11 protein-coding genes are annotated in these 12,629 nt (G+C 45.4%); 3 read left to right on the forward strand and 8 right to left on the reverse strand.

All coding sequences use genetic code 11. The features are described 5' to 3' along the window. Positions 1-10: 10 nt before the first annotated feature. On the forward strand, positions 11-811 hold the full coding sequence (locus C942_RS04845; RefSeq protein ID WP_007463114.1) for a phytanoyl-CoA dioxygenase family protein: 801 nt from the start codon (positions 11-13) through the stop codon (positions 809-811). A gap of 13 nt (positions 812-824) precedes the next feature. On the opposite strand, the gene C942_RS04850 is transcribed toward C942_RS04845, so the two are convergent. The 3 genes from C942_RS04850 to C942_RS04860 all read right to left on the reverse strand — a co-directional run bounded on the left by C942_RS04850 (position 825) and on the right by C942_RS04860 (position 3,974). Then, the gene (locus C942_RS04850; RefSeq protein ID WP_007463116.1) at positions 825-2,282 is read right to left on the reverse strand and encodes an MFS transporter; all 1,458 of its coding nucleotides are present in this window, start codon (positions 2,280-2,282) and stop codon (positions 825-827) included. Positions 2,283-2,762: 480 nt separating this feature from the next. Then, positions 2,763-3,077, reverse strand: coding sequence for a heavy metal-binding domain-containing protein (locus C942_RS04855; RefSeq protein ID WP_007463118.1), 315 nt, complete (start codon positions 3,075-3,077; stop codon positions 2,763-2,765). Positions 3,078-3,227: 150 nt separating this feature from the next. Further along, positions 3,228-3,974, reverse strand: a complete 747-nt coding sequence (locus tag C942_RS04860; RefSeq protein WP_007463120.1) for a dienelactone hydrolase family protein — start codon at positions 3,972-3,974, stop codon at positions 3,228-3,230. Positions 3,975-4,110: 136 nt separating this feature from the next. On the opposite strand from C942_RS04860, the gene C942_RS04865 reads away from it, so the two are divergent. Continuing rightward, positions 4,111-5,079, forward strand: a complete 969-nt coding sequence (locus tag C942_RS04865) for a glycosyl transferase family protein (protein ID WP_007463122.1) — start codon at positions 4,111-4,113, stop codon at positions 5,077-5,079. Positions 5,080-5,162: 83 nt separating this feature from the next. On the opposite strand, the gene C942_RS04870 is transcribed toward C942_RS04865, so the two are convergent. From C942_RS04870 to C942_RS04890, 5 genes are all read right to left on the reverse strand, one after another. Further along, positions 5,163-7,190, reverse strand: coding sequence for a methyl-accepting chemotaxis protein (locus C942_RS04870; protein ID WP_051035726.1), 2,028 nt, complete (start codon positions 7,188-7,190; stop codon positions 5,163-5,165). A gap of 1,023 nt (positions 7,191-8,213) precedes the next feature. Beyond that, complete coding sequence (locus C942_RS04875) at positions 8,214-9,548, reverse strand: heavy metal sensor histidine kinase (RefSeq protein WP_007463129.1); 1,335 nt, start codon at positions 9,546-9,548, stop codon at positions 8,214-8,216. Between the two features lie 9 nt (positions 9,549-9,557). After that, entirely contained in the window at positions 9,558-10,238 is a 681-nt protein-coding gene (locus tag C942_RS04880) for a heavy metal response regulator transcription factor (RefSeq protein WP_007463130.1), read from the reverse strand. A 103-nt stretch (positions 10,239-10,341) separates the two neighbouring features. Continuing rightward, positions 10,342-10,719: a DUF3316 domain-containing protein gene (locus tag C942_RS04885; RefSeq protein ID WP_007463132.1), complete on the reverse strand. Its 378-nt coding sequence runs from the start codon at positions 10,717-10,719 to the stop codon at positions 10,342-10,344. A gap of 138 nt (positions 10,720-10,857) precedes the next feature. After that, positions 10,858-11,367 carry a hypothetical protein gene (locus tag C942_RS04890; protein WP_036798826.1) on the reverse strand — a complete coding sequence of 170 codons (510 nt, stop codon included), beginning with the start codon at positions 11,365-11,367 and terminating at the stop codon, positions 10,858-10,860. Between the two features lie 327 nt (positions 11,368-11,694). Between C942_RS04890 and C942_RS04895 the strand changes: the two genes are divergently transcribed. Beyond that, entirely contained in the window at positions 11,695-12,621 is a 927-nt protein-coding gene (locus C942_RS04895; protein WP_007463134.1) for a hypothetical protein, read from the forward strand. Positions 12,622-12,629: the final 8 nt, after the last annotated feature.

A 12,629-nucleotide genomic window follows, 5' to 3' on the forward strand; every position in this document is an offset into this window, starting at 1 on the left:
GCATCCAGCGATGGTGGAAATGAATTATCAGGAGGCGTGGGAACGCAACGGCTATATTCTGCTTCGTGAGTTTGTAGATCCACACCGGTGTCAGGCTATGCTGGATTATATCGTCGCTTTTGTCAGGGAAAATAGATCTGACAGCTCAAAAGTCCAAACGGTTAAGGCACCGGATGACTCAACTGTATATGTGGCCGACGGTTCAATTATTATCCCGGAAAGTAAGCCTAACCCCTTCGCTAAAAATCCAGAAGACAACATATCAAAGGTATTCAACCTGCACCGCCGAGAGCCTTTTAAGGGATTTGTAGAACAGCCTGAAGTGCTTGATGTGCTGGAACAACTTATTGGTCCGGAGATTGACTGCTTCCAAAGCCAGTTCATTTTCAAAAATGCCGGAGCTTGGGGCCAGCCCTGGCACCAAGACTCCTACTATATGCCCCTTGACCACCAGCCGCAGGTGGGTGTTTGGCTGGCAGTCAGTGAAGCCACCCTTGAAAACGGCTGCTTGCTGGTGCAACCTGGTTCCCACCGCGAGCCTATCCACGCGCATGTACCGGATCAGCGCCCACTGGCGAACTACGGCTATGTTGAGATCGTTGATTATGACTTTACTGATGCAGTTCCAATTCTGATGCAGCCGGGTGACCTACTGATATTTCACAGTTTCCTGATGCACCGTTCGGTAGATAACCAGTCGCACAGCCGACGCGCAGCGGCGATGTTTCATTTCGCCCAAACCGGCACCCAGAAGACTCAGGATATCCCCATCTATACTTTTGATTTTATGCCGGTAAGAAGATCGTCATAACAATAAAGGCACATTAATCCAGGTCCGGAGAAAGCCCGGAAATGGTCGCATCGCGTCGGGTTCTAAGTTCTATCTGAACCCGCTCGATATGTGCCCGAGTCAGGGGGTATCTAAAAAAGATAGTGACGGCCAACAAGCCAATCAAGCCGACGCCAGGACCGTATATCCATGCTAGGTGTTGTAACACGTCATTGGCAACCTCACCCGGAACAGACTCCGTTGGGAAGTTGATAAGATCAATACCGATCCCGGCGAATGAGTGCCCCAGCCCTGATGCCGCCTTACCAGCAAAGGCCATACCACCAAAGAACATGCCTTCCTGGCGCTGTCCAGTGGTCAGTTCATGTTCATCACTGATGTCGGCAATCATTGAGCCTGCGGCGATCAAAGACTGTACAGCACCCATACCACCGAACAGCGATGCAATCACTAGGATAATGATCAATGCTGGATCACCGTTTTCCGGCAGCCAGTCCCATAAACGCAACATAATGGGGGCTACATGGAACAGCAAAGACCAGAACGACCCAACGATAAAAATCCACTTCTTATCAAAATGGTGGCTAAGGGGCTTGGATAAGGGAATGCCAGCTAACAGGCCGACAACAATGGCTAGCGTCACCATTTGAATCTGTTGTGGGTTTAATGCCCAGAAAAAGGTTGTAGCATGCAGGCCCAGGGTAGCCTGCACCCCGCGCATCATAAAAAATACCAGCATGCTCAGGAAAAGAATGAGAAAAGCCCTGTTGCTCAATACCGATTGCAGTTCTTTAATAACACGAACAACACGAAAAGGGGGAAGTCCTGGAGCTGGTTTGGGCAGAAATGGAATCGTCTTATGGGTCCCCACTGCTGACCACCAGATACTTCCCCACATGAGCAGGGCAAAAAATAGCGCAAAGTCAGGATAAACATCAGGATTGAGCTGACCACTGGGAAAGTCCGGTGTTGCTTTAAAAAACACACTGAAGCCGATGATCACCAGCGCAGCACCGCCTATCAGCCCAAACGCGGTACGATAACCGACAAGCGATGTACGCTCCTCATAGTCATCGGAGAGTTCCGCGCCCAGGGCCAGATGGGGCACCTGATAAAGAGTCATGAAGAAGCGCACCAGCACGGCAAACAGAGTGAGCCAGACAAAGAGTTCGGCCTGTTCCAGTTCATCTGGTGGCGCAAAAAGGAAAAAAAAGCTTAACGCCAGTGGAATGGCAGATAGGTACATCAAAGGGTGCCGCCGGCCCCAGCGAGATTGCCAGCCGTCCGAGAGTGAACCTATGATGGGGTCTGTGATACCGTCCACGCAGAGGGCGATAAACATAGCCAGACCCGCGAGGGTTCCAGACAACCCCAAAACCTGGTTGTAATAGAAGAACAGAAACAGTTCGAAGGTGTTGTTTTTTATAGCCTCGGCAGCTTGCCCAACACCGTAAGCCAATTTGGTGGACACAGCAACTCTGTCTACACTCATACCGCACACCTCATAGCTATTGTATTGGTTGCCGTTTTAACGGTTTTCCTTAAGCCTAATCCATGAATCAGCTTCCTGAATCTCAGCGAGAGATCTCTGAATGAGAATGCAACGCAAGATATTATGAGACGAAAGCACCTCAGCACAATCGTTCAAGTAGCGCATGACTATTCAGATCGACTTTAACTGGTAAGGAACTTCTATTTAGCCGACTTTTGAGAGATTTTGAGCATCACACTTGGATAAGAAAGCATAACCAAAAATAAGACAAATCGGCTGGCGCGTTCTACCACTAAGTAATTACGTAAAGTGATTTTGGGGCAAATCTTACTTAGGCAATTTCCAAAACCGTTGGCAGATAATAAACAGATAGATACTAAAACAAAGCCCCCGATTAGCGGAGGCTTTGATTTGTACTCATTTTCGCTATAACTGCCTGTTTGGTAGATATCATTTCTGATGCACCTTGATTCGCAGCAATTAACCTAATTTTACAGCCGTGCCGTAAACCAAAATTTCGGAGGCACCTTGCATGATCGCGCTCGTTGTAAAGCGCACATTAACTATCGCATCTGCGCCCATGGCTTCAGCCTCGGCTATTGCCCGACCTGTTGCCTTCTGGCGGGCCTCTGTCAGCATCTCGGTGTACCCCCTGATCTCACCACCGAAAATCGTTTTCAATCCCGCCATAATGTCTCGGCCTACATGTTTGGACTGAACCACATTCCCGGTAACAACACCCAGCACTTCCTTGATTTCACGACCCGCAATATCAGGCGTTGAGACACACAGCATATTTCCACTCCATAGACTTAAAAATCGTTTGAAAAAATTAGCATGAATAACAACGACAAAGAATTCAAATAGAAATACGAAGATTTATAATGATATGAGCAAAATTTATGAGGCTTCAAATTGACCGTTTCAAAGCCTCAAAATGCATTTTTAGGACGGATTTACCGCTTTAAGGTAACTCAGAAAACGTTGCCAGGATTTGTAATCAGCAACTTGGCGGTAACTGTCAGAGCCGTAAACTGTGAAGGCATGAGGCGCACCGCTGTAGACAATCATTTCGTTTTCAACCGATGCCTTTTCCAGTTCACGCGACAAAGCCACAAAATCTTCCATCGAAATTGCCTGATCCGCAGCGCCGTGCAGGATCAATAGACTGGATTTAGTTTTGGAGTAATCCTGACCCTGTGGAGTTTTCAAGCCGCCATGAAAAGTGACAAATCCTTTCATTTCGGCACCGGATCGCGCCATTTCCAATACAGCTGCACCACCGAAGCAATATCCCATAGCCACTGTTAGCTCGGTGTTGGCACCCAAAGAATCTGCCATTTGCAATGCGCCGTTTAATAAAGCACGCATCTTCTGCCGGTCTTTATATAATTCACCGGTATGCTGACGTTTGTCTTCAACTTTGGTTGGCCTGACTCCGGCACCGAACATATCCGCCACAAACACCGCATAACCTTCTTCTGCCAGCATCTGAGCCCGTTTGATTTCATAATCGGTCAAACCATCCCAGTCATGAATCATCAGCATCAGCGGTGCTTTGGCATCCGGGGAAATGTAGTACCCTTCAAACTCCTGACCATCCACACGATAATTTACCGTCCTCCCTTCCACCGCTTGTGTGGCAAACGACATCAGCATTGAAACAGCAACCAGCAATAATTTTCCTTTCATCATCTCACCTTTGGCTTGTCTCTTTGCAAAAAACAGTTTTATCAGTGTAGAAGATCTGCTGCTTACTGCCTGATTGCTTAAATTTCATTTTGGGTATACTTAATAGACTTAAATAACTAAAAAATCAGGGATTGAAATGCCAGCCTTTTCAGAATTTATTAAACACGTCGGCCGGGGAGAAAAAGGCCGCCGACCACTCACCCAACAGGAAGCCCGTGAGGCACTGGACATGTACCTCAACGGTAGAGCCGAACTGCTCCAGCTTGCTGTTTTACTCATGCTACAACGAGTACGATGCGAAACACCGGAAGAAGCTGCCGGTTATATTCAGGCCCTGCGAAAACGGGTTGATGTGGAATGGCAGGATCTGGCGGTCGATCTCGACTGGCCTTGTTTTGCAGGAAAACGTCGCCAGCCGCCATGGCTGTTACTCGCAGCTAAGGTGTTAGCTAAAAACGGTATCAGGGTGATGCTTCATGGCCATGCAGCTGTTGATGCGATCAAATTTCAGATTGAATCTGCCTGCCCTGATCTGGGGATCCAACAGGCCGACTCTCCGGAGCAAGCCAAAGCAATTCTGGCTCATGATGATATCTGCTATATCCCGCTTTCTGCCTACTGTGAACCTCTGGTTGATCTATTGGCTCTTCGTAGCCAGGTCGGCCTTCGCACACCTCTGAACACCGTCGCACGCGCACTAAACCCGACTGATGCACCCTACTCTATCCACGGCATTTTTCATCAGGGTTATGAACAACTCCATGCCGAAGCGGCTGCACTGGTCGGTGACCGTAACATGATCGCTTTCAAGGGCGAAGGCGGAGAAAGCGAGCGCAGCCCGCGTACAGCCTGTCGTGTTGCCGGAGTCTCTGATGGTCATGTCTTTTATGAAGAGTGGCCAACCTTCCTCGAAGGTGCATCCGGTAAACATGGTGAGATCAGCGGAGAATATCTTCGAAAAGTCTGGGAAGGTGAAATCGAAAATAACTATGGCAGCCATGCCGTGATCTCAACCATGGCCCTTGCTCTCAAAATGATGAAAATATGTCCAGACCAGCACACCGCACTTGAACAGGCAAGCCAGTGGTGGCAGAACCGTCATTAGCAGCCAAGCAAACAGACTCTCAAAAATAAAACCCCGCGCCTTCCAGCTCGGGGTTTTGTTTTTCTAACTTTATTCAGCAGGAATTACTTAAATGAAATTTTCCCGGCAGAGGAGTCGTTAATAGTGAAGGTATTAACCTCATCGACCAACTCTGTCATGCGCAGTTTCACCTGCTCGACTTCATTTTGAATATCGAAAATGGTCTGTTTGGTATTGTTTGCCATCTCAAGTAGTTCATCGACATCAGTATCAACGCTTTTCGCCGTTTGTGACTGCTCATTCGAAGCAGTAGCAATGCTGGCGTTAAACTGGGCGATTTCGTTCACAGTCATGATCAACCTTTCAACCAGCGACTTGGTTTCAGATACCATTTCTTGTGTCTCATAGCTGGCTTCACGGCTCTGTTGCATGTTATTGAACGACTCTTTTGCATTCTGCCCGATACCATCCAGCAATTGGCGAATATCTTCAGTCGACTGCTTACTACGCTGGGCTAGAGTTCTAACCTCATCAGCAACCACCGCAAAACCACGGCCCTGCTCACCGGCTCGTGCCGCCTCAATCGCGGCGTTCAGCGCAAGTAGGTTAGTCTGCTCGGAAATAGCATTGATGGTATCAAGGATCTCAGACACGTTGCCCATCTGCTGTTCCAGGGTTTCAATACAGCTGTAAGTCTGGTTCACACTCTCCAGCAACCCTGTGGTCGAAGCGTATGACTGCTCGCTGTGCTTATGACACTCCTCAGCATTGGCTTTTACTGAGTCCGTACCCTGCTGGGCATCAGTCGTAATTCCCGCAACCTGTTCGCTGGTCTGAGCCATTTCGGTCATAGCTGTCGCAATGTTGTCACAACGGGTATGGGTCATCTCACTAGCCTGACTGGCCTGAGAAACCATAGAGACCATCGCATCCATTTCTTTCTGAGTACGGCTTGCCACCTGCAGAGCCTTATTCAGGGTATCCCCCAGGCTCAAAAGCAGTCCGTCCAGATGAGTCGCGATTTCACCGAACTCATCCTGTGTACCATCGGATAAGCGGATCGTCAGATCTTTGTTGGATGCCATTCGATCAAGCTGAGCGGTGAAGGTTTCAACTCGGCGACGAAGATTAATCACAATACGGATGGTTAACAGAATAAGTGGCAATACCACCAACAGAGTCACGCCAATGTAAGCCATTCGAAGCATATTAGCATCCGCGCGATCCTCAACCGCCTTATCATGAATCACGGTTGCAAAGCTGTCTCGTAACCCTTTCACCATACCGATACGCTCTGTCGCCAGACCGAACCAGGAAGAAGCTTCAGGGCCTTTAACTGATGACAGGTTAGCTTTCTGGGCTAGATACTGTTGTTGAATATCCATGACCTTCTGCCATGTCGGGTTTTGAGTGATGGATTTCAGCTGCTTCAACTGATCACCTTTAAGCAGCATCTCTGCCTGGCGCAAAGCATAGCGTTCAGCGTTAATGTAGGAAGAGATCTGAGCATAGCGATCAAGGCTGGATTTCTTACCGGCAAAAACACCGTTCAGCGCCCCACGCGCCATCCCCGCCTGCTCTTTAATCACCAGCAATGAAAGCAGCCCCTGTAACTCCTGCTTCAGTTCCAGGCTACTTACTCCGGACATCACGATGCCAAGGTTATCCAATGCAAGACGATTCACATTAGAGTAATAAGCAAACGGCGAATCGACCAATTTCAAGCTGTCGACCTGACGACGAATATTATCCCGGCGATCAAGCTGAGATTTCACTTCACGCAGCAACGCATTCACTTCTGCCGAATCTAAGTATTCTGGCTGGAAGGCCAGCAGATTTTGATAAGCCACATCCGCTTTCTGACGCTGCTTCATCAAAGCATCACGCTGCTTACTTTGTCCTTTAGACGCGATCACCCCCGCCGTCAGCCCTCGTTCTACCGCAAACTGATGGGCCACATTATCGTAAAGGTTAAACAGCTCTACTGTTTCCTGTGACAACTCTGCCTGCATTAGCTGTTCATTGGCATCTTTTATCTGCATACCAATAAAAAGCAAAAGCAACGTCGTCGGAATAATAAAAACGACAGACAGCGTCGTCCTGATATTGAAAGCCCGAGCCAAGCTCACCATCTCCACAACCTCGAATAGTTATAATAATTTGCACTTTTAATACAAATTAGCAAAGAAAGGCAACATTCCAAAAGACTCTTTACGCCTTACCACAGAAATAATGACACAGCTCAAACAGGGTCAATAAGTTGACACCCACACACAAGTGTCAAATTAAAGACGCCGATATAAAACAACAACTTAAATTAAAACCTGTTTTATAAAGCCTTATTTCATATCAACACTTGTGATTATGCAAAGTGAGTAATTGCATTTTATTCAACAAACCCATGTAAATAAAAGGAATCAAAATAGTTAAAACAAGCATTTTAAAACCAGCTTTTTACCAAGTGTTTATTAACTTAATAATCTAGAGATAATCAAATGTAAGATTTCACCTTTCCATATATTCTGACGACTACAACTGGCTAAAAAGCGTGATTTTGATCGCCGACAAAATTATTCAAGAAATCGCATTAATAACATTGCAATAATTAAGCTAATGTTTTCTATAGTAAAAATAAGTTTATCCACAAAAACAGTGGGTAACTTTATGGTAAATCGACGAAGCATTGATGGATTTTTGAACACAGATATTTTGTAGAGAAATTTGTGGCAAAGTAATTACTGATAAAAAGCGCGTTACAATAACTTCTAGGTGGAAAAATGGTGGGAGTCCGAACTCATCTTTTCAGGTTTCATCTATAAAAATAGAACATAAGCTCTCACTGAAGCTTCTTCATTGTATACCGCCGTCATTCGGGCAATCTGGCAGGTTCCTATAGTGCTGGATAGCTTTATCAAGCTGACCGGTACAGAATTCAATAAAGAAGAAGCCTATCTTCTAAGACTAAAACACAATTTATAATTATTTATGCAACTTGCTTAAGTTTTTGTTTTTAATGTCGCTATTACTCGATAAGAGGATACATTGACGTGTAGAAGCGGAAGAAAATAAAGCTGCATGGAAGCAGCAAAAACAACAGATTTCGCGCTCCCATCCCCATTATCAACAACACTCTTCCTTACGCCCTACCTTGTTTCTCATGCTGTGCGATTAGGTATTGTCAGGATAAAGCTCGTAATACCATTTGCAGATTTAACCGAAATATCGCCGTGATGAATTCGAGCTATCGAGCGGGCAATAGCAAGCCCCAAGCCGGCTCCTGCAGTAGCACGATGAGTACGGGATTTATCGACCCGGTAAAAGCGTTCAAACAGGTGCGGCAGATAACTTGCGTCGATCGTCTCACCTTTATTAATCACAGTAACCGATGTCGAAGCTTCATCACTGGCTATCTGAACTTTGATGGTTTCATTGTCATAACTGTGACGAACTGCATTTGAAATCAGGTTACCGACAGCCCGCTTGAGCATCTCTTTGTCGCCGTATACAGTCGCATGACCCTTCAGTTCAATAGATAACTCTTTCTCATCCCCCGCCAGCTCGTAATAGTCCACAAGCCCTTCCAGCAAATCATGCAGTTCCAGATCAATCTTGGAGATCTCCAGTAAGTTATGTTCGGACTTTGCCAGATAGAGCATATCGGTAATGATTTTCGCCAGGCGGCTAAGCTCTTCCGTAGTCGAAATCAAACTCTCCTGATACTCTTCCACTGTGCGTGGATGCGCCAGTGTCACCTGAGTCTGGGTCATCATATTACTGATCGGTGTCCGCAACTCATGAGCGATATCGGATGAAAACTCAGACAGGCGCTCAAAGTCATTCTCCAGACGGGAAAGCATGTCATTAAAACCGATGACCAGATTCTGCAATTCAACCGGGAACTGGCTTGGTTCAAGCCGTAAATTCAGCTTTTCGGTTGAAGTCTGCTCCATGTGATGCTTCAGCTTTCGCAACGGCCACAAACCATGTTTTACGATCACCCAGCCAAGAACACCGCTGACCATGCTGGCAAGCAGCGTTGTCCAGATGAGGACAGTGCTGAACCCTTCTAAAAAACGTCGTTGGTGATCTGTTTTAATCCCCAGCACAACATCTACCCTGGGTTCAGCAGCGTGATAACGAAAGGCGCGGTAATGGTTCTGGTCGATTTGCCATTCGAAGCTGTCGAGGTTGTGATACTGAACAAATTCATCCGGCAGTGTTAAAGGCTGGGTCTGATAAATCACCTCTCTGTGTTTGATTACCCACAGTTTCGTTTCGCCCAGCTCAAAGAGCGTTCCGTACTTGGCAATAAAATCATCCTGCAACTGGAGAGTGTTGATAGTCTGAAACTTCTGGTCGAGCTGGTATTTATCCTGCTGGAAAAAATGATGTTTGAGGGAGTAGAGCGTCACTGTACTGAGGGCGCAAAGAACAAGAATGGAAACGGTAAAAAAAGAAATGATCAGCCGTGATGAAAGTGATTTAAACATAATACCCACCTAAATCTTTTCATCGAGCATATAGCCCATCCCGCGGATAGTATGGATAAGTTTGGGTTCATACCCCTTATCGACCTTGCCTCTCAGCCGCTTGATGGCAACATCAATCACATTAGTATCGCTGTCAAAATTCATATCCCAGACAATCGATGCAATTTCAGAACGGGACAGTACTTCTCCCTGCCGACGCATCAATAGCTCCAATAGGGAAAATTCTTTCGCAGTCAGGTTGATTGTATCTCCCTCGCGGGCAACCCGACGTTTGAGTAAATCAAGATGAAGGTTTGCCACATCCAATGCCAACTCCTGCACTGGAGAGGCTTTCTTTCTGCGTAAGGTATTGCGGATCCGGGCAACCAGTTCAACAAAAGCGAACGGTTTCACAATATAGTCATCAGCACCCAGCTCCAATCCCTTGACCCTATCTTCCACCTGATCTCGTGCCGTCAGCATAATGATCGGTGTTTCTATCTCGCTGGCCCTGAGCGTAGTAAGTACCTGCCAACCGTTGAGCTGAGGTAACATCACATCAAGAATGATCAGATCATACTGGTTGCTGGTCGCCTGATAGAGGCCATCGACACCGTCACATGACAGATCGACCACATAGCCCGCTTCTGTTAATCCTTTTCTCAGGTATTCACCGGTTTTAGGTTCATCTTCAATCAGTAATAACTTCATTGTTACGCTTAACCATCTTGATTTACTACGAATCTTAGATCCAAATCAGGGAGCAAAAAATGCTCCCTGTCATGACAATACAATAAAGGGAGGTAACCCTTAATTAGTTGTTATCGTAACGCAAGTGTTGGTACTGAACATTAACCAGTGCACGATATTCCATGTTACCGGCTGCATTCATGCTTTCCTCAACAGTAATATAGCTGTTGTCTTTCACCTGAAGGCTTGCCAATTCTTTAGGCTGAAATGTGTTTGCCTTCAGAATACTGCGAAGTTCTACGGGATTGCTTTGCTGAAGTTCATTTAACATATCCTGACCGGCAGCATACGCGCCTTCTTTGCTGTCACTTACCTGAGTGACTAGAGTACGAGAGTTGGTTTCAACACTGTATTTACTGCCTGCAACCAATGTAGAAGCCATTGAAGGAACGCTGAATGCAACTAAAGATGCCGCTACTAGTAATGATTTAACTGTTTTCATGGGGGGGTCCTCACATTTGTCTCGCTGTATGTGAGTTATAATAAGAGGCTAACCATGACCGGAACCGGACTGAAAAATGACATTTTTGTCATGTTCTCAAATGCCTGAGACTACTGGCGTGTACAACCCAATCAGAAACTATTTGACGAAAGCAAAGCACTGTACGGCACTTGTCTCAACCGTCATATTGCACATAAAATCTTCATTACTATAAACGTTAAGGTAATACTCAGGTTTTGGATATGTTCTCATATGATCTTCAGATAATATCTTCTTATTGCTAAACCCTTTATTACTTAACTTTTGAGTTCGCATTAAAAATAAATCTTCATCAACAAAAACAATTGATTTTGACTCATACCTCGTTTTATTTACACCTAGGTCAACCAAAGAGATATCGACATTATAATTTCCAAAAAAGTCATTATGAATCGTCGCAAATAGCTTATAAGCTTTCATACCTTCATCATAATACACATTTCGCTCTCCATATATTGTCGTTATTTTTTTATCACCAAATACAGATTTGGCATGAAGATCACGACTTGCCCATACGTAAACAAAACTAATAACGGAGCTAGCAATATAGAGGATGATAACTGATTGAATTATCGTTCTCTTTGAAAAGTAAAACTTATTCGTTACCATAAAATCAGATGTATTGGATGTTCAAACCCATATACTTAATCATCAAAAGAACCAACATAGCATTAGCCTGTGATAAATTAAAGTTGCCAAATATAGATTGCAAATTAATTAAGCACGTCATTGAATACTTATTTATGACACCTCGAGTCATATAAACCACCAATTTCAAATAACATATATTTGCCACTTCACATCTAATATTAGTTGTAGCCGCATAAGGATAATTTCTGTTATCTTCTAACTTATTATCAAAGCAATATATTTCTGATTATTCTAATTCACCATTAGAAAACTTAAGCCACAAGGACAACAACAAGAAGACGTATTATGCCTGTATGCAGTAATCAAGATTGTAACGTTGAAGTATCGTGGACCATTTCTCAAAGAGGGCTGGAATTACCTGACAGGATTGAGCGATTTAAGGTTTTCGAAGTTAAGACAGCGCTACAACAAATTCTGGCTGAAGCATTAAACGGCAAGAAAATGCCTGATATCAGCAATAACCCAACAATCAAAACACTATGCCCAGACTGCTGGACGGCGCAGGCTCGGGCATGGGGTGATGTAAGAACGTATGCAGAAGCCCGTGCCAAAACAGATAAAACCGGGGTCTACATGCAAGTGGAAAGTCCGGCATTTTTCTCATTCGAAAAACCTGACCCGGCCTCGATCCTGTCGTGCCTGATCCACGAAATGATGCATTTATGGTCTCACGACTCTTGTGGCCTTCAGGACTATAACCGAACCCTCAACGTTGACTGGGATGAAGCCGCAGCAGATTTATTCGGTTACCTTGTCTTTAAGGAGTACTACAAAAGCCAAGGGAAGAAGTACATCACACCTTATAATGAGTATGCGAAATGTATTGGTAGTGCAGAAGAATCGGCCAAAATGCAATTTGCCCGTAAATTTTTCTGGAACAAGCTGATCGCACAAAGTGAGCTGTACTCAGATAAAATGCCATTGTCCGGCGATTTCCCGGAAAAACTGATCGCCAAACTAGCAGAGTTACGAGCGGCAACACCGGCACTGCCTGAAAGCATGATCAAGGATAAACTGGCCGAATATCTCGCGCACACCATGGTGTATCAGACAATGGCTAACTGCTTTTTCTTTGGCCCGCAGGCAATACCAGAGTCCTGGGGGCAGGACTTCAATAGCTTTGTTTCACCGAAAGGCATTAAGCAACTGCTCAACCTGAGTAAAACTTTCCCGCCTTATGACGGCAATAACAAAGCACATGATATTAGCTAAGTAGATTT

Origin of the sequence: Photobacterium marinum, from assembly GCF_000331515.1 — a bacterium.
GTDB classification, from domain to species: Bacteria; Pseudomonadota; Gammaproteobacteria; order Enterobacterales; family Vibrionaceae; genus Photobacterium; species Photobacterium marinum.

Excerpts from the sequence above, each read along its gene's own strand:
- C942_RS04845 (WP_007463114.1), top strand. The coding sequence starts at position 11 with ATGGTGGAAATGAATTATCAGGAGGCGTGGGAACGCAACGGCTATATT.
- C942_RS04850 (WP_007463116.1), bottom strand. The coding sequence starts at position 2,282 with ATGAGTGTAGACAGAGTTGCTGTGTCCACCAAATTGGCTTACGGTGTT.
- C942_RS04855 (WP_007463118.1), bottom strand. The coding sequence starts at position 3,077 with ATGCTGTGTGTCTCAACGCCTGATATTGCGGGTCGTGAAATCAAGGAA.
- C942_RS04860 (WP_007463120.1), bottom strand. The coding sequence starts at position 3,974 with ATGAAAGGAAAATTATTGCTGGTTGCTGTTTCAATGCTGATGTCGTTT.
- C942_RS04865 (WP_007463122.1), top strand. The coding sequence starts at position 4,111 with ATGCCAGCCTTTTCAGAATTTATTAAACACGTCGGCCGGGGAGAAAAA.
- C942_RS04870 (WP_051035726.1), bottom strand. The coding sequence starts at position 7,190 with ATGGTGAGCTTGGCTCGGGCTTTCAATATCAGGACGACGCTGTCTGTC.
- C942_RS04875 (WP_007463129.1), bottom strand. The coding sequence starts at position 9,548 with ATGTTTAAATCACTTTCATCACGGCTGATCATTTCTTTTTTTACCGTT.
- C942_RS04880 (WP_007463130.1), bottom strand. The coding sequence starts at position 10,238 with ATGAAGTTATTACTGATTGAAGATGAACCTAAAACCGGTGAATACCTG.
- C942_RS04885 (WP_007463132.1), bottom strand. The coding sequence starts at position 10,719 with ATGAAAACAGTTAAATCATTACTAGTAGCGGCATCTTTAGTTGCATTC.
- C942_RS04890 (WP_036798826.1), bottom strand. The coding sequence starts at position 11,367 with ATGGTAACGAATAAGTTTTACTTTTCAAAGAGAACGATAATTCAATCA.
- C942_RS04895 (WP_007463134.1), top strand. The coding sequence starts at position 11,695 with ATGCCTGTATGCAGTAATCAAGATTGTAACGTTGAAGTATCGTGGACC.